Genomic DNA, 17,319 nt, shown 5'->3' on the forward strand with positions numbered 1-17,319 from the left:
CCGCAAGGGGCGGGCACTTCAAAAAGCCTGACAATCGGTTACACAGACACGCGGGATTCTGCCGAAAAGGGACAAAGATGTACACAGTTGTGTTTGATCTGGACGGAACGCTGGCCGATACAGGCGCTGATCTGATTGAGGCGGCAAACAGTTGTTTCCGGCGACTGGGGCATGGAAATGTGTTGGACGCTGATGCCGACAAATCCACCGCCTTTCGCGGTGGGCGCGCGATGCTGACATTGGGATTTGAGCGCGTGAACGGCGCGGCGCGCACAGACGAGATCGAAGAAAACTTTCCGTTGCTCCTGTCTGCCTATGCCGACAAGCTGGATCATCACACGGTGCTTTACCCCGGTGTGATCGGGGCGGTGTCAAATTTACTGGCCACTGGATATCGCACGGCGATCTGCACCAACAAGCCCGAAGGCTTGGCCAAAGAATTGATCACCCGCTTGGGGATCAGGGATTTGTTCGGGTCGCTGATCGGGGCGGATACGCTGCCTGTCAGAAAACCGGATCCCTTGCCCTATCGGGCGGCAGTGGAGCGGGCAGGTGGCGTTGTGGAAAAATCCTTGCTGGTTGGTGACACAGTAACCGACCACGAAACGGCACGCGCTGTTGGCGTGCCCTCGGTTCTGGTGACCTTCGGGCCCGAGGGGCAAGGCGTGGCATCGATGGCGCCGGATGCGCTTTTGCATCATTATGACGACTTGGCAGGGCTGGTGGCCGAAGTTTTTCGGGCCAGACGCGCTTGACCTGATATCCGAGATTGGACAGTGTCGCGCCCAAACAGGAGGCGACAGTCATGCAGAAATTCACGGGCAGTTTCACACAGCAGGAACCTATCCCCGAAGAGGCGATTGAGGCCGCGTTGTCCGTGATGCGCAGCGGTCGTCTGCATCGCTATAACGTGGCAGGGGGCGAGGCCGGTGAAACCGCACTGCTGGAGGAAGAATTCGCCGACTATATGGGGGCGAAATATTGCCTGGCCGTGGCGTCCGGTGGATATGCACTGGCAACGGCATTGCGTGCGCTGCAGGTCAAACCGGGTGACGTGGTTTTAACCAATGCCTTCACATTGGCCCCAGTGCCTGGGGCGATTGCCAGTATTGGCGCTGTTCCGGCCTTTGTTGGTGTGACGGAAGATTTAGTCATCGATCTGGAGGATCTGCAGGCCAAGATTGCGGCGACCGGTGCGCGGGTTCTAATGCTGAGCCATATGCGCGGCCATATCTGCGACATGGACCGGTTGATGGAAATCTGCAATGCCGTCGGTGTTCAAGTGGTTGAGGATTGCGCCCATACGATGGGCGCGCGGTGGAACGGTGTTTTGTCCGGGCGTCACGGTGCAATGGCCGCCTATTCAACTCAAACCTACAAGCACCTGAATTCCGGGGAGGGCGGATTTTTGATTTCCGATGACCCGGACCTGATGGCGCGGGCGACGATCCTGTCAGGCAGCTATATGCTGTTTGAACGTCACCGTGCGGCCCCGCCAGTCGAGGCGTTTGCAGAGATTAAATACCAGACCCCGAATGTGTCGGGACGCATGGACAACCTGAGGGCCGCGATCCTACGACCACAATTGCGCAAGCTGGACGATCAATGCGCCGCCTGGAACGCGCGTTATCGGGTTGTCGAGGATGGATTGCGTGAAACGCCAGGTCTGACGCTGATCGATCGGCCGGCGAGGGAGGCATTTGTCGCCTCTTCCATTCAGTTTCTGCTGTTGGATTGGGATATCGACAAGGTGAACGAGGTTGTCGCGCGCTGTGCGGCCCGTGGAGTGGAGCTAAAATGGTTTGGAGGGGCAGAGCCTGCTGGCTTTACCTCTCGCTATGACAGCTGGCGCTATGCGCCGTCAGAACGCATGCCAGATAGCGATCGGGTGCTGCGCAGCATTCTGGATATGCGGCTGCCGCTAATCTTTAGCCTGGAAGATTGCGCATTGATTGCCAGTATCATTCGGGACGAAGTCGGCAGCGTTTATCAAAAGGGTTAAGCGCGGGTCTGAGGCAACCTGATGCCTCTGAAGTCAATATCATTGCATGGCCTGAATGGGGCATCTTGACCGTTGGGTTGTCTTTGCGGTATTAATTGAACGTACGTTCAGTTAGTAGGGGCTGCCATGTTTACCGCGTCAATGCAATTTGATCTGGGGGGGGACGTTAACGCCTTGCGGGATATGGTTCACCGCTGGGCGCAGGAACGCCTAAAACCAATGGCCGCGCAGATCGATCGCGACAATGTCTTCCCCGCAGAGCTGTGGCCGGAAATGGGGGAGCTGGGCCTGCTGGGCATCACGGTGCCAGAGGTCTATGGCGGGGCGGACATGGGCTATCTGGCGCATGTTGTGGCGGTGGAAGAGATTGCGCGTGCCTCTGCCTCTGTCGCCTTGTCTTACGGGGCGCATTCGAACCTGTGCGTCAATCAGATCCGTTTGAACGGGTCAGAGGCGCAGAAGGCCAAGTATCTGCCCGATCTGGTGTCAGGGCACCATGTTGGGGCGCTGGCGATGAGCGAGGCAGGGGCAGGGTCTGACGTGGTGTCGATGGCGCTGCAGGCGGAGCGGCGGGATGGTTACTACCTGTTGAATGGCACGAAGTACTGGATCACCAACGGGCCGGATGCCGACACGCTGGTCATCTATGCCAAGACCGATCCTAGCGCTGGATCTAAAGGGATTACTGCCTTTATTATTGAGCGTGATTTTAAGGGTTTCACAACCTCTGTTCATTTTGACAAATTGGGAATGCGCGGCTCAAACACCGCCGAGTTGGTGTTTGAAAATGTACATGTGCCTGCGGAGAATATTCTGGGCGAAGAAGGCCGCGGCATTCGGGTTTTAATGTCAGGGCTGAATTATGAACGCGTGATTTTGTCCGGCATAGGGTTGGGGATTATGGCGGCCTGTTTGGACGAGGTGATGCCCTATCTGGCAGAGCGTAAACAGTTCGGACAACCGATCGGGTCCTTCCAACTGATGCAGGGCAAGATCGCCGATATGTACACCGCGATGAATTCGGCGCGCGCCTATGTGTATGAGGTTGCCAAAGCCTGCGACCGGGGCACGGTGACCCGGCAGGATGCGGCGGCCTGTGTTTTGTATTCGTCAGAACAGGCCATGGTGCAGGCCCATCAGGCGGTGCAGGCCATGGGGGGTGCTGGGTTCATGAATGATAGCAATGTCAGCAGGTTATTTCGCGACGCTAAACTGATGGAGATCGGCGCTGGTACCTCTGAAATCCGCCGGATGCTGATCGGGCGGGAACTGATGGGGACGATGGGATGAGGCAAGTTGGACGCGAGACTCAGAAGTACGAGCAGATTGCAGGTCTGACCATTTGGGGGCGGTATATCCTCGGGGCCGCGAGTTTGACGAGGTTTGTTTTGGCTGGCTTTCTGGTCGTCGGGGTGATTGCATCATGAAGCTCGCCTCCTCCATCCTAACTAGTTTCCACGTCTGCCGAGCCATCCGCGCTGTGCATAGGGCGATGCTCGCGCTCGTCTTAGTGTTACTGGCTGCACCACTGACCGCGCAGCCGTTGGGGTTGGCCGATCCCCAGGAATACGAAGTGCTGAAGGCCTGTGTCACGAAGGCGCGGAATGCCGGAGAAGATATCGCCGTCTGCAAGGGCGAGGGTGCGCTGGACTGTGACACCGATCCGGCGATTTGCGCGCACGGGACGCATGCTGCATGGTCGGCCTTGGGTCTTGAGCTTGGCAGCAGGCTCCTCGATCGGGGCGAGGCGCTGCCGGGATTTTCAAAACCAGCATTTCTCGCTACGCTTGAGGCGCGCCTGATCAACCGCCGAGACAGATGTACAGACTTTCTCATCGGTCGGGAAGCAGAACAGGCGGATTGCCTGATTGATGGTGAAATTGACAATATTCGCTGGATTCAAGCCAGTTTCGACGCGATGGATACATGGAATCCAGGTTTAGGTGATCTCCCTCCTGTGGCTCAGACCAACCTCGCTTGTATGATGGCCCATCCCGCGCAGGAAGAGCCCGAGCAATGCGGTTTGCCGCCCTTTGCCGGGTTTTGCGAAGGTGCCGACTGCATGTGGCAGAACTTTGGGGGCTGGCGGACTTTGATTCAGTATTTTGGTGAGGGCGCGCCGGGCGATTTGTACGATCACCTTGCCGCGAACCCCATGGCGCCGACGTTCCTGGCCGCCGATCCGATTGAACCACCCGCCGCGACGCTGGCGGATATAGATCGCGATTGCGGTGATGCCGATGTCGGCGAGGACATGCTGCAGGCCTGTGTCTTTGACGCGGCCAACGCAGCCTCTGACTGGCTCACCCTGTATCAATGGTATCTCGGCCAGGACCCGCGTCTACGCGGGGAAGATAGGGAGCAGGCGCAATGAAGCTGAAATCGCAACTCCTGACAAGCTCTGACAGCTTCCGTGCCAACCGCAAAGCGCATGAAGCGATGCTGGCGATCATTACCGAGGCTGCCCAACGTGCCGCCGCAGGCGGTGGTGAAAAATCGCGCGCGCGGCATGTGGGGCGGGGAAAGATGTTGCCGCGGGATCGGGTGGCGGGGCTGTTGGATCCTGGCTCGCCATTTCTGGAGGTTGGCGCCACGGCGGCGCATGGGATGTATGGCGGAGCCGCCCCGTGTGCAGGCGTGATTGCGGGCGTCGGACGCGTTGAAAATCAAGAGGTTATGATCGTTTGCAATGATGCGACGGTCAAGGGCGGCACCTATTTCCCGATGACGGTGAAAAAGCATTTGCGCGCGCAGGAAATTGCGCAGGAATGCCGGTTGCCCTGTATCTATCTGGTCGATAGTGGTGGGGCCAACCTGCCCAATCAGGATGAGGTCTTCCCGGATCGGGATCACTTTGGCCGAATATTCTATAATCAGGCCCGGATGAGCGCCGCAGGAATCCCGCAAATCGCTGTTGTGATGGGGTCGTGTACGGCGGGTGGGGCCTATGTTCCGGCGATGTCAGACGTGACAATTATCGTGAAGGATCAGGGGACGATTTTCCTCGCCGGGCCACCGTTGGTGAAGGCTGCGACCGGGGAAATCGTTTCAACAGAAGAGCTTGGCGGTGGGGACGTGCATACGCGCTTGTCTGGTGTCGCCGATTATCTGGCCGAGGATGATGCCCATGCACTGGCGCTGGCGCGACAGGCGGTTGGATCGTTGAACTGGGCGAAACCTGCGACGGTGAATTGGGCTACACCAGAGGAGCCTGCCTATGACCCAGAGGAGATTTTGGGCATTGTGCCCGCTGATTTGCGCACCCCCTATGATGTGCGAGGGGTGATTGCGCGGATCGTTGATGGATCGAGATTTGATGAATTTAAACAGCGATTTGGGGAGACTCTTGTATGTGGATTTGCGCATGTGATGGGCTGTCCGGTGGGGATTATCGCCAATAACGGTGTGCTGTTTTCAGAGGCCGCGCAGAAGGGCGCGCATTTTGTAGAGCTGTGTTCACAACGCAAAATCCCGCTGGTGTTTTTGCAAAACATCACCGGGTTCATGGTGGGCCAAAAATACGAAAATGAGGGCATCGCGCGCCATGGGGCCAAGTTGGTGACAGCGGTGGCCACAACCTCTGTCCCCAAGGTCACAATGGTGATCGGTGGTTCCTTTGGCGCTGGTAATTATGGAATGTCTGGAAGGGCTTATCAGCCAAGGTTCATGTGGTCATGGCCAAATTCACGGATTTCTGTGATGGGCGGGGAACAGGCGGCAGGCGTGTTGGCGACGGTCAAACGGGATGCGATTGAACGCGCTGGCGGCAGCTGGTCGGATGAGGAAGAAGCGGCCTTCAAACTGCCGACGATTGATATGTTTGAGGAACAATCTCATCCGCTTTATGCCTCTGCACGCCTATGGGATGACGGGATCATCGATCCTCGGAAATCACGGCGGGTTCTGGCCCTGTCTCTGTCAGCGGCTCTGTGTGCGCCAATAGAGGATACGCGCTTTGGTGTATTTCGGATGTGAGGAGGCGCGCATATGTATCACGTCGGTATTTTGTCGGTATTGCGACGGTGGGCAATTTCGCCACCGATCCGCCTGTGTTTAAAACGCGGAGGCGGTAATGTTTAACAAGATCCTGATCGCAAACCGGGGCGAGATTGCCTGCCGGATCATGCAAACCGCCCGACGGATGGGGGTGCGAACCGTGGCGGTCTATTCTGATATCGACCGAAACGCCAAACACGTGGTGCTAGCGGATCAGGCGGTTGGTTTGGGTGGGGCGACATCTGCCGAAAGTTACCTGCGGGGCGATGCGATTATCGCCGCGGCCTTGGATGCCGGGGCAGAGGCGATCCATCCCGGATATGGCTTTCTGTCTGAAAACCCGGATTTTGTAGAGGCGGTAGAGGCAGCTGGGTTGACCTTTATCGGACCATCGGCATCTGCGATCCGGGCCATGGGATTAAAGGATGCCGCCAAGGCATTGATGGAAAAGGTTGGCGTACCCGTTGTGCCCGGCTATCACGCGGCCGATCAGGAGGATGATCTGCTGGCCCGAGAGGCGGAACGGATTGGATATCCGGTGCTGATCAAGGCGGTGGCGGGCGGTGGTGGCAAGGGCATGCGATTAGTGGAGCACTCTGTCGATTTCACCGCGGCGCTATCCTCTGCACGCGCAGAGGCGCAGGCAGCCTTTGGCAATGATGCAGTGCTGATCGAGAAATTCGTACAAAGCCCGCGCCATATCGAGGTGCAGGTCTTTGGTGACGGCACGCAGGCGGTGCATCTGTTTGAACGGGATTGTTCCCTGCAACGACGGCATCAGAAGGTGATCGAGGAGGCCCCCGCGCCGGGTATGACGGATGAGATGCGCGCCGCCATGGGGCAGGCCGCTGTGCGCGCGGCAGAGACGATAGGTTATGCAGGGGCCGGGACAGTGGAGTTCATCGTTGACGGATCGGACGGGCTGCGCCCGGATCGGTTCTGGTTCATGGAGATGAACACGCGATTGCAGGTTGAACACCCGGTGACAGAGGCGATCACGGGGATCGATCTGGTTGAATGGCAGTTGCGGGTGGCGGCGGGCGAAGCCTTGCCCGCCCGGCAGGAGGACCTGACAATTACCGGCCATGCGTTTGAGGCGCGGCTTTATGCAGAGGACGTACCGGCGGGGTTTTTGCCAGCAACGGGGCGGTTGCATCACTTACGCTTTCCACCGGATGTGCGGGCCGATTGCGGGGTGCGCGCAGGGGATGAGATCAGTACATATTATGACCCGATGATTGCCAAGGTGATTGTGCATGGCCCGGATCGCCGGACGGCCTTGTCGGGCTTGGACCGGGCTTTGGCCGGGACCGAAATCGCCGGTGTCACCACCAATTTGGGATTTCTTCGGGCGCTATGCGCGCATGATGGCTTTGTCGAGGGGGAGGTGGATACCGGGTTGATCGGGCGCGATCTGGAGCGGTTTGCCGCGATGACAGAGCCACGATCGGACGTGGTTGCCGTGGCGGCCATTGCGGCGTTGGGGCTTGACCGACTGGATGATCCGATGGCCGGGTTTTCCCTGTGGCAACCAATCGTGCAACGGGTCACGCTTCGGTCGCGAGGCGGCGATGAATCGGCTGCGGTGGTGGTGCGGGCTGCAGGCCGGTTTCAGGTAACGCTGGACGCCCGGCAGATTGACGTCCAGTATTCGCAAGATGGCTGGTGCGTTGATGGTGTGCGAACCCGTCTGTCGGTGTTTCGTCACGGGGCGGAATTGTGGGTTTTTGGGGATGGGAGCGATCAGTTTCAGATACCCGATCTGCTGGACCGGGAAACGGGCGCAGGGTTTGCCGGGTTGGTGATAGAGGCGCCGATGCCGGGTCTGGTCAAGGCGGTTCATGTTCGGGCCGGGGATCAGGTTACAGCCGGCCAGGCGCTGGCCGTGCAGGAGGCGATGAAAATGGAACACACCCTGACCGCCGCCGGGGACGGCGTGGTGGCAGAGGTGTTGGTCAAACCAGGCGCGCAGGTCGCAGCCGGGCAGGTTTTGATCCGGCTTGAGGAGGAAGATAAAGATGGCAGTACAACCCGTTGAAATCGTAGAGGTCGGCCCCCGCGATGGATTACAGAACGAACCCGGGCCGGTCAGTTTGGCGGATAAGATCGCGCTGATTGATGCGTTGTCGCAGGTCGGATTTCGGCGGATCGAAGTGGGGGCTTTCGTCTCGACCAAGCGGGTGCCGCAGATGGCGGATAGCGATCAGGTGTTTACCGGGATCAGCCGCGCGCCGGGGGTATCTTATGGTGCGCTGGTGCCAAACAGAACAGGATACGAGGCCGCTGTTACGGCTGGGGCCGATGAGGTCGCGGTGTTTGCCGCCGCCTCTGAAGGGTTTTCAATGGCCAACCTGAACATGTCCATTGCCGACAGTCTGGATGGATTTCGCCCGGTGCTGGAGGCCGCGCGCCATATCGATCTGCCGGTGCGGGGCTATGTGTCTTGCATTACCGATTGCCCACATGATGGACCGGTCGCGCCTGAACAGGTGGCAAAGGTGGCAGAGGCGCTGTTTGCCATGGGGTGCTACGAGGTGTCGTTGGGCGACACGGTCGGCAAGGGCACGCCCGACAGTGTGGCGCGGATGCTGTTGAAAGTGCGCGATGTGGTGCCGGTGCACCGTCTGGCCGGGCATTTTCACGACACTGGTGGGCGCGCGATCAGCAATATTGATGCGGCGCTGTCATTGGGGATCCGGGTTTTTGATGCTTCGGTCGCCGGACTTGGCGGTTGCCCCTTTGCACCCGGCGCACCCGGTAATATTGCGACAGACGTGATTGACGGCCATCTAAAGGCGTTGGGATACGACACTGGGCTAGATACGGAGGCCCTGGTTCGGGCCGTTGATGTGGCAGGAGGTCTGAGGGGACAAACCCGTGTTTGACACCCTTTCCGTCACCACCGATGCCCGTGGGGTGGCGGTATTGACGCTGAACCTGCCGGGCAAACACAATGCCATGTCAGGGCAGATGATTTCAGAACTGACAGAGGCCGCAGCGCAGATCGCATCAGATGATGATATTCGTGCGGTTGTTCTGACCGGCACGGGGCAGAGCTTTTGCGCCGGGGCAGACTTGTCATGGATGCAGAACCAGATCACCGCCGATCCCGACACGCGTATGGCAGAGGCGCGGAAACTGGCAGAGATGCTTCATGCCCTGAACCGCTTGCCCAAACCCCTGATCGGGCGGATCAACGGGCAGGCCTTTGGGGGTGGGATTGGGCTGATATCTGTCTGCGATGTGGCGGTTGGGGTAACGAATACGAAATTCGGCCTGACGGAAACCCGGCTGGGTCTGATCCCCGCCACCATCGGCCCCTATGTCATCGCCCGGATGGGCGAGGGCAAGGCGCGTCGTGTGTTCATGTCATCACGCATCTTCGGTGCAGAGGAGGCCGTATCGCTGGATCTGCTGGCGCGCGCCGTGGTGCCGGAGGAACTGGATCAGGCGATTGAGGCGGAAGTCATCCCCTATCTGAACTGCGCACCCGGGGCCGTTGCCGCGGCCAAGGCGCTGGCGCAGGATTTGGGGGCGAGCATTGATCAGGCGACCATCAATCATTCCATCGCAGCGCTGGCCCGACAATGGGAGGGCGACGAGGCCCGCGAAGGGATCGCCGCCTTTTTCGAGAAACGCAAGGCGCGTTGGATGGTCTGATAGTTTCCTTTCGCTTTAAATACCTCGGGGTGAATGAGCCGCAGGCTCAGAGGGGCGGCGCCCCTTTTCCATACCCGAAGCAGATGCCCGATGATCCGGGGTTTTCCCCGTCTGTAGAACAGTCTAATCAGGCGTCATGACAGATCAATCACGCCCCGCCATCCGCCTGAAACCAAAGGTCGATCCCCGTCCGATCCGCTGGGGCACGCCCTGGGTCTATGAAAACCAGCTGGTCACCGACCGGCGGACCAAGGCATTGGCGCCCGGAACCATCGCCGTTTTGCAGGATGCTGAACGCCAACCCATCGCGACGGTCACAGTCAATCCCGGATCAAAGATCATGGCGCGGTTGCTGGATCAGAATCCAGAGGCAGAGATCGATCGGAATTGGCTGCGCGACAAACTGTCGGCGGCCTTGGCGATGCGCGCGCGGTTATTTGATACCCCCTTTTACCGGCTGATCCATGCAGAGGCGGACGGGCTGCCCGGGGTGATCATTGATCGCTTTGGCGATGCGCTGGTGATCCAACCCAATGCCGCCTGGGCCGAGGCGATGTTTGATGACCTGTCGGGAGTTGCGGCAGAGGTGACCGGTGCCACGACAATTCTGAAAAACGCGGGCGGTCGCGCGCGAAAGCTGGAAGGTTTGGATGAGGATAGCCGGGTTGTGACGGGCGGTGTTGATGGCCCAATTCCAGTTCAGATGAATAGGGCGACCTATCTGGCCGATCTGATGGGCGGGCAGAAAACCGGGCTCTTTTACGATCAGCGCCCCAATCATGGCTTTGCCCAGCAGCTGGCGCAGGGCGCGCGGGTGCTGGATGTGTTTTCCCATGTGGGCGGGTTTTCCCTGGCGGCGCTGGCGGGCGGGGCAGAATCCGCGCTGGCGGTGGATGGGTCCGCGCCAGCGCTGGAGCTGGCCGCGCGGGGTGCGGATTTATCCGGTTATGCGGAGCGGTTTAGCGCCCGACAGGGTGATGCCTTTGCCGTGATGGAGGCTTTGTCCGAAGAAGGTGCAGAGTTTGACGTGGTGATCTGCGATCCACCGGCCTTTGCCCCGTCAAAACAGGCGTTGGAGGCGGGGCTGCGTGCCTATGAACGTGTGGCGCGACTGGCGGCGCGTTTGGTGGCGCCCGGGGGCTATCTGGGCCTGTGTTCTTGTTCCCACGCGGCTGATGTGATCAAGTTTCGCAATGCTTCTGTGCGCGGTATTGGCCGGGCAGGGCGACAGGCGCAGTTGATCCATACCGGCTATGCCGGGCCTGATCACCCGTTGCTGCCCAGCTTGGCCGAAAGCGGCTATCTGAAGGCGCTTTTTTTCCGGTTGAATGGCTGATGCGGGCGCTGCTGGACGCCAATGTTCTGTATCCGACGGTGATGCGAGAGGTGTTGCTGGCCACAGCCAGAGCCGGGTTTTACCAACCGCTTTGGTCGGTTCGGATACTGGAAGAATGGGCGCGGGCCGCGCGCAAGATCGGGCCACAGGGGGAGACGATCGCACGGGGCGAAATCGCGCTGTTATCTGTTGCCTGGCCCAAGGCATCGGTGCGGCCCAAGGGTGGGGATGAGGCGCGGCTGTGGCTGCCCGACCCGGCCGATATACACGTTCTGGCGGCCGCGATTGCCGGATCCGCCGATGTGATCGTAACCGTCAATCGCAAGGATTTCCCACGCCATGTCTTGGCAGAGGAAGGCGTATCGCGCGCCGACCCGGATGCGTTTTTGTTGGGCTTCTATGAAGCTGATCCAGAGCGGATGTTGAAGGCAGCGGAACAGGTGCGGGCCGAGGCCGAGCGTCTGGCGGGTGAGCCCTGGGATATGCGGCGGCTGTTGAAAAAGGCCAAGCTGCCAAGGTTAGGGAAGGCATTGGCAGGTCGGTGAGTTTCGTCACCGTCGGCGCCTCCGGCGGGAGTATTTTGACCAAAAAGCAACCGGCGATCAGGTTTGATCGGCTTTGGCCCAGCGGGCCTCGTTCGTCTCAATCGCCTTGACCCGTTCGGCGGTTTTGGGGTGGCTCATCAGCCAGGCGGGCATAGCACCGGTTTTGGTGCGGGTCAGAGCGTCGAGTTTTTCAAATAGACTTTTCTGCGCGTCGGTGCCAATGCCGGACTTGGTCAAAAGGGCAGAGGCGTAGGCGTCGGCCTCATACTCATCGCCGCGCGACAGGCGGGCAGCCAAGAGTGTCATCAGGAAGTTCGCAAGGTAGACACCGATGCCGGGCAGGAAGCGGCCCAGTACCATGGCAAGCGCCGTGCGCATGGCGTTTTGGCCGGAAAAGTCGATCATCCGGCGGCGCGAATGGCCCAGTGCCACGTGGCCCAGCTCATGCGCGATGACACTGGCCAATTCGTCGGCTGTAACCTCCCCCGCGCGGTACTTGTTGTAAAAACCGCGGGTGATAAAAATGCGCCCGTCTGGGGCGGCGAGGCCATTGATCGGGTCGATCTCATAGATGTTCACCCGGATGCGCGGCAGATCCAATGCCCGGGCCATGCGTGTGCACAGCTCCACCAGTTTTTTATCCGCCAGTTCCGTGGAGTTTGCGTCAAGCTCTCGTGAGGTGCGCCAGGCCGAAAAGCGGTACATGGCGAACCCGTAGAGCAGCGCGAGCAGGATCGGGGTGAATTTCAACATGGGGGTAATATGGGGACTGGCCGGGCGAAGGCCAAGCGGGTTTATGAGGGGGTGGACTGAAAACGAAGCACCCCCGCAGGGGTGGGGGTGTCCGCGTGGCTACAAAATCAGAAGTAAAAGCCCATGCGCATGCCCCAGGCCCAAGCGGTGTTGTCGCGGAAATTGGCGAGAGGGGCGCCAGGTTCCGGAATGTAGACCGGATCGCCCGCTTCACCGATAGGAGGACCTGCGGTATCGGCATCACCAATCCAAATATGACGAATTCCACCGCTGATTTTGAAGTTTTCATAGGTGTATGTTGCACCGATACCAAGACTGGTAAATCCATCGGTTGGGCCGAGGTTGCCGGTGAACCCACCTTGAGATTCTTCGTATCCAATTGTTGCCGCAACGGACCAATTGTCATTCAGACGGCGGCCAAGGCCAAGGTTGTAGGTGACTACATCATCGTCATAGCTGACGATTGGACCCGCGATTGGAGTGAAATGTGGCGGAGAGATATCAAAGGCCGTCCAATCTACCCAACGCACGGAGCCGAAGAGCAGGGTATCTTTGGCAATGCCGGTTTGGAAGTCGAGGTTTATTGACTGGGGGATTTCAACTTCGAAGTTTCCGGTTGCGATTGGGTCGGCGCTTCCCGTAAAAAGCCCGCCTTCCATCGCGCCATATGAGTGGGTTGTCGCTGAATGATACGTTAGAGCGACACGTGCAGCGATTTCAGGTTTTTCCCACGCAACACCCGCCGTATAACCGATTTCAGACGAATCTTCGACCTCAAGCAGGTAATTGTTGAAAAACGGGATACCCAAATTCCCGCCGGCAGTAACATGACGAACGCCACCGATAACACTGAAGTTGTTATCGAACTTGTAGCGCAGGTGGAGGCCGAGTGAAGTGGAGTCCACATCTGCATTGCCCCCAGCAAACACGTGATCTGTTCCAAACGGGAAGGGCGGGACACCATTTGCCGGATACAGAACGTCAGCACCGACGGGGCTGTCTTTGATTAAAGCGACATCAAGGTTTTCTGACATGGCGAACTTCAGGCCAAAATCAAGTTGCTCATAGCTTTCGGCCATATCACCCGTTGGTGTACCGCCGGTATAGCTGTAAGTGGTTGTCGACGTGCCGCTGACACTCGGGTTCACGCTGCTATAGGTGAATTCGGCGTAGTTGCCCTCTTCAAACAAGATCGCAACTGATTGATTGCTGCGCTCAATGCCGCCTGCCTGCGCCGCGCCTGCTGCCGCCGACAGCGTCGCGGCGATTGCCCATGTTTTTTTCATTTTGTCCCTCGATAGGTGCCTCAACCCTAAGTCAAGCAATAAAATCGGCTGACTGGTGCGTCAATTTGTTCCCTTACGTAAGCCCGAGATTGTTTCGCAACGTAACAAATCTGCAAGTAATTAAGGCTTTTTCTGGGTGTTGGTCAGGATATTCAGGTAGTTCGCCGCGAATATTACAACTGCGCCTAGTATGGTCAGGGGGTGGATCGATTCATGGTAGAATGCCGCCCCGATCACTGTAATGACGGGCAGGCGGGCAAAGTCAAAGGGCGATACGACAGAGGCTGGCGCGATGCTGAGCGCGCGGGTGATGCAGAAATGAGCCATCAGACCTGCACAGCCGATGACGAAGAGCGGCAGCAAAACATCTGTGTCTGGTAGGGAAATTTGACCATCATATGCCGAGGTGATGATGCCAAGGACGGCCTGTATGGCCGTGAGGAAAAACAGGATAGAGGTTGTGGATTCCGTGCGTGTCAGGCGCTTGGTCAGTAGCGCCGTCAGGGCAAAGCCGATGGCGGCAAGGGCGGCGGTGATGATGCCGGGGCTGAGGCCTGCAGCACCGGGGCGGGCGACCATCAGGACCCCTGCAAAGCCGATAGCGGCGCAGAGAAGTTTTGCCTTTGTAATCTTTTCGCCCACGAAAATGGGGGCAAACAGGATGACCCAGATCGGGGTTGTGAATTCCAGTGCAAAAAGCTGGGCCAGCGGGATCAGGGGCAGGGCATAGAACCACAGGTTCTGCCCGGCAAAATGCGCGAGGTTGCGCAACGTATGCTGACGCAGATGGCGCAGGCTGATCTGGTGCAGGGTGTTGCAATATGCACCGACGCATAAAACGATGATCAGCCCGATGAAGGATCGATACATCATCACTTCGAATGTATCGAGCGAGGTCCGAGCGAACCGGCCTGCGACAGCCATAGCAGAAAAGGACACCACCGCGCCGCTCATCCAGATTGCGGCCCGTATGGTGGGGTGGCTCACGTTTCTAACCCGGTTGTGGTGTAGTGGCGTGGGATGCCTTTGGTGATATTGGCCCAGGGGGAGGATGCCGTGCGTGTTTGGTGAAGTTCGAAGCCTGCGCGGGAGGCAAAGACCTCTGCCACCTCAAACCGTCCTGGATGGGTGGCAGATTCGGTGACATCGAAAGCAATGCAGGCGGGTTCTGCCCGGGTCAGACGGATGTGGTCAGGCAGGCCCGCGCGGACGGCTGACAGCCGCTCAGCGGGCACATCCAGATATCCGTTCAGCGTGACCTGGTGCATTACTTCCTACAGAAATTTGATATTAAAAACATGATAGTCAAAGCCGCAATGATGTTTACCGATTTCATACTAAGGTCTGATATTTTTCAAAACCGAAACAACATGTTTCAATTGACAACTCTTGTGTGCCGGAATGAGGCATTACCCACCATGCCGAAGTAGACACAAAACAATGTCACACTGCAATTAGTTTGAGTGTGAGTTTTCTAACATTAGAACTCTACCAGAACTCTACAACTTTCGATATCCGGAGAATTTACACGAAGCAGAGAATTCTTCATAGATGGTCTCTTCTTGCTGATTGGTCACCACAATATTAGATCTATTTCCAGATTTAGCCTTGCTGCTTAGCGAGAAGTTTAATCCTAGTTTCTTGCTTACTTCATCTAATTCTTCGTTGAGATTTTCGTATTTTAAAATTTGATCGACTATCAGTTGTCCATCATGGTCTGTGTATTTACTCACATCGTTGGGAAATTTTCGACGAGAGATGTACTCTTCAAAAGTGAGATTCTCGTTACCGACATTGTGATGAGGACTGTTTCGTAGCATCGAAAAGTGGCTTATACATTTATCAACTGGTTCTCTCTCAACGCAAAACACGAAGTATTCATCGAATATGGATCTTCCGATAAATTTACGCACTTCTTTTGCGGCCATGTGATTGCTGAGTTCTTTACGAAATCCTAATTTTCGATATTTGTAATTTTTAGGTGTGTGCCCATCAACATGTGGAAAGATGGGGGTCGCAATGTCTGTTTCGCCAAGCAAAGGGTTCAAATCAACTTCGATTGATGTTCCGGCAGTTTTAGTGGTTTTAATGAATATGAATTTGTATTTGTGGCTGATAATCATCTTTCACACTTATTTTTTGCTAATTTTTGTCCGCCTGCACTATTCCCACTCTATCGTTCCCGGGGGTTTTGAGGTGATGTCATAGGTGCAGCGGTTGATGCCCTTGACCTCATTAATGATCCGGGTGGCGGTTTCGCCGAGGAATTCGTGGCTAAACGGATAATAATCCGCGGTCATGCCATCGACAGAGGTCACGGCGCGGAGCGCGCAGGCATAATCATAGGTTCGTCCGTCGCCCATCACGCCCACGGTGCGGACCGGCAGGATCGCAACAAAGGCCTGCCAGATATCGTCGTAGAGCCCGTGCTTGCGGATCTGGTCGATATAGATGGCGTCGGCCTCGCGCAGGATTTCCAGCTTTTCTCGGGTGATTTCGCCGGGGCAGCGGATGGCAAGGCCGGGGCCGGGGAAGGGGTGACGACCGATGAAGCTTTGCGGAAGGCCCAGTTCACGACCCAAGGCGCGGACCTCGTCCTTGAAGAGTTCGCGCAGCGGTTCGACCAGTTTCAGGCCCATTTTTTCGGGTAGGCCGCCGACATTGTGGTGCGATTTGATGGTGACAGATGGGCCGCCAGAGAAACTGACCGACTCAATAACGTCGGGATACAGTGTGCCCTGGGCCAGAAAATCTGCGCCCTCGATCGTATCGGCGTGTTTCTGAAACACGTCGATGAAGAGCTTGCCGATGATCTTGCGTTTGGTTTCGGGGTCGGATTGGCCATCCAGCTCGCCCAGAAACAGGTTTGATTCATCAGCGTGAATCAGTTGGATATTGTAATTGTCGCGGAACATGGTGACGACTTCGTCGGCCTCGTTTTTCCGCAGAAGGCCGTGATCGACGAAAACACAGGTCAGTTGATCGCCGATCGCCTCATGAATCAGGATCGCGGCGACAGAGCTGTCAACGCCGCCCGACAGGCCGCAGATCACCTTTTTTTCGCCGACCTGATCACGGATCGCCTGCACCATCTGTTCGCGGTAAGCGCCCATGGTCCAATCACCGGCGAAGCCTGCCAGACGGACAAAGTTTTCATAAAGCTTTGCGCCGTTGGGGGTGTGGTGCACCTCTGGATGAAACTGCACCGCATAAAAGTGACGATCCGTGTCAGCCGTGATCGCATAAGGGGCGTTGGGCGAGGTGCCGTAAACCTGAAATCCCGGCGCGATTTCAGCGACATGATCGCCGTGACTCATCCAGACCTGTTCGTCACCATTGGCGAACCAGCCATCCAGAATATCCAGTGGTTCGCCGGGGGTAACGTAAGCGCGGCCAAATTCAGCGGTTCCACCGCCGCCAGAGATTTTGCCGCCTTCGACACGGCCGCCCAGCTGTTGCATCATGGTTTGCTGGCCGTAACAGATGCCCAAGATTGGGACGCCGTAGTCAAACACCTCTTGCGGGGCGCGCGGCGAGCCCTCTCGCGTTACGCTATCAGGGCCACCGGAAAAGATGATCGCCTTGGGCGCCATCTGCCGGATGAAATCCATCGTGACATTCTGATAGGGGTGAATTTCGCAATAGACGTTCAGTTCGCGCAGACGTCGCGCAATCAGCTGCGTCACCTGGCTGCCGAAGTCGATGATGAGAAGGCGGTCGTGGGATGTGCTATCTGTCATG

16 protein-coding genes are annotated in these 17,319 nt (G+C 57.7%); 10 read left to right on the forward strand and 6 right to left on the reverse strand.

Annotated elements, in window-relative coordinates; translation table 11 throughout:
- The first annotated feature begins 77 nt into the window (after nt 1-77).
- From AC2D8P_RS00615 to AC2D8P_RS00660, 10 genes are all read left to right on the forward strand, one after another.
- On the forward strand, nt 78-755 hold the full coding sequence (locus tag AC2D8P_RS00615; RefSeq protein ID WP_484699542.1) for an HAD-IA family hydrolase: 678 nt from the start codon (nt 78-80) through the stop codon (nt 753-755).
- 50 nt (nt 756-805) lie between these two features.
- Nucleotides 806-2,002: a DegT/DnrJ/EryC1/StrS family aminotransferase gene (locus tag AC2D8P_RS00620; RefSeq protein WP_484699544.1), complete on the forward strand. Its 1,197-nt coding sequence runs from the start codon at nt 806-808 to the stop codon at nt 2,000-2,002.
- A gap of 126 nt (nt 2,003-2,128) precedes the next feature.
- A complete protein-coding gene (locus tag AC2D8P_RS00625) occupies nt 2,129-3,292 on the forward strand; it encodes an acyl-CoA dehydrogenase family protein (protein WP_484699546.1) in 1,164 nt (387 codons plus the stop codon).
- Nucleotides 3,293-3,425: 133 nt separating this feature from the next.
- Entirely contained in the window at nt 3,426-4,376 is a 951-nt protein-coding gene (locus AC2D8P_RS00630; RefSeq protein ID WP_484699547.1) for a hypothetical protein, read from the forward strand.
- Complete coding sequence (locus tag AC2D8P_RS00635) at nt 4,373-5,977, forward strand: carboxyl transferase domain-containing protein (protein ID WP_484699549.1); 1,605 nt, start codon at nt 4,373-4,375, stop codon at nt 5,975-5,977. Before AC2D8P_RS00630 ends, AC2D8P_RS00635 begins: the two co-directional genes overlap by 4 nt.
- A 97-nt stretch (nt 5,978-6,074) precedes the next feature.
- The gene (locus tag AC2D8P_RS00640) at nt 6,075-8,036 is read left to right on the forward strand and encodes an acetyl/propionyl/methylcrotonyl-CoA carboxylase subunit alpha (RefSeq protein WP_484699550.1); all 1,962 of its coding nucleotides are present in this window, start codon (nt 6,075-6,077) and stop codon (nt 8,034-8,036) included.
- Nucleotides 8,017-8,883: a hydroxymethylglutaryl-CoA lyase gene (locus AC2D8P_RS00645; RefSeq protein ID WP_484699552.1), complete on the forward strand. Its 867-nt coding sequence runs from the start codon at nt 8,017-8,019 to the stop codon at nt 8,881-8,883. Before AC2D8P_RS00640 ends, AC2D8P_RS00645 begins: the two co-directional genes overlap by 20 nt.
- Entirely contained in the window at nt 8,876-9,658 is a 783-nt protein-coding gene (locus tag AC2D8P_RS00650; RefSeq protein WP_484699553.1) for a crotonase/enoyl-CoA hydratase family protein, read from the forward strand. The genes AC2D8P_RS00645 and AC2D8P_RS00650 overlap by 8 nt, the downstream gene beginning before the upstream one ends.
- Before the next feature lie 136 nt (nt 9,659-9,794).
- Complete coding sequence (locus tag AC2D8P_RS00655; protein ID WP_484699555.1) at nt 9,795-10,994, forward strand: RSP_2647 family RNA methyltransferase; 1,200 nt, start codon at nt 9,795-9,797, stop codon at nt 10,992-10,994.
- On the forward strand, nt 10,994-11,539 hold the full coding sequence (locus tag AC2D8P_RS00660; RefSeq protein ID WP_484699558.1) for an RSP_2648 family PIN domain-containing protein: 546 nt from the start codon (nt 10,994-10,996) through the stop codon (nt 11,537-11,539). Before AC2D8P_RS00655 ends, AC2D8P_RS00660 begins: the two co-directional genes overlap by 1 nt.
- Before the next feature lie 57 nt (nt 11,540-11,596).
- Here the strand turns inward: AC2D8P_RS00660 and AC2D8P_RS00665 are convergent, their stop codons facing one another.
- From AC2D8P_RS00665 to guaA, 6 genes are all read right to left on the reverse strand, one after another.
- A complete protein-coding gene (locus AC2D8P_RS00665) occupies nt 11,597-12,292 on the reverse strand; it encodes a M48 family metallopeptidase (protein WP_484699560.1) in 696 nt (231 codons plus the stop codon).
- Nucleotides 12,293-12,399: 107 nt separating this feature from the next.
- On the reverse strand, nt 12,400-13,578 hold the full coding sequence (locus tag AC2D8P_RS00670) for an outer membrane protein transport protein (RefSeq protein WP_484699562.1): 1,179 nt from the start codon (nt 13,576-13,578) through the stop codon (nt 12,400-12,402).
- Nucleotides 13,579-13,698: 120 nt separating this feature from the next.
- Entirely contained in the window at nt 13,699-14,565 is an 867-nt protein-coding gene (locus AC2D8P_RS00675; RefSeq protein WP_484699564.1) for a DMT family transporter, read from the reverse strand.
- Nucleotides 14,562-14,846, reverse strand: a complete 285-nt coding sequence (locus AC2D8P_RS00680) for a putative quinol monooxygenase (RefSeq protein ID WP_484699565.1) — start codon at nt 14,844-14,846, stop codon at nt 14,562-14,564. The genes AC2D8P_RS00675 and AC2D8P_RS00680 overlap by 4 nt, the downstream gene beginning before the upstream one ends.
- A 231-nt stretch (nt 14,847-15,077) precedes the next feature.
- On the reverse strand, nt 15,078-15,701 hold the full coding sequence (locus tag AC2D8P_RS00685; RefSeq protein WP_484699567.1) for a hypothetical protein: 624 nt from the start codon (nt 15,699-15,701) through the stop codon (nt 15,078-15,080).
- A 39-nt stretch (nt 15,702-15,740) separates the two neighbouring features.
- Nucleotides 15,741-17,318 carry a glutamine-hydrolyzing GMP synthase gene (guaA, locus tag AC2D8P_RS00690; protein ID WP_484699568.1) on the reverse strand — a complete coding sequence of 526 codons (1,578 nt, stop codon included), beginning with the start codon at nt 17,316-17,318 and terminating at the stop codon, nt 15,741-15,743.
- Nucleotide 17,319: the final 1 nt, after the last annotated feature.

Source organism: Roseovarius sp. YIN77 (assembly GCF_057219155.1).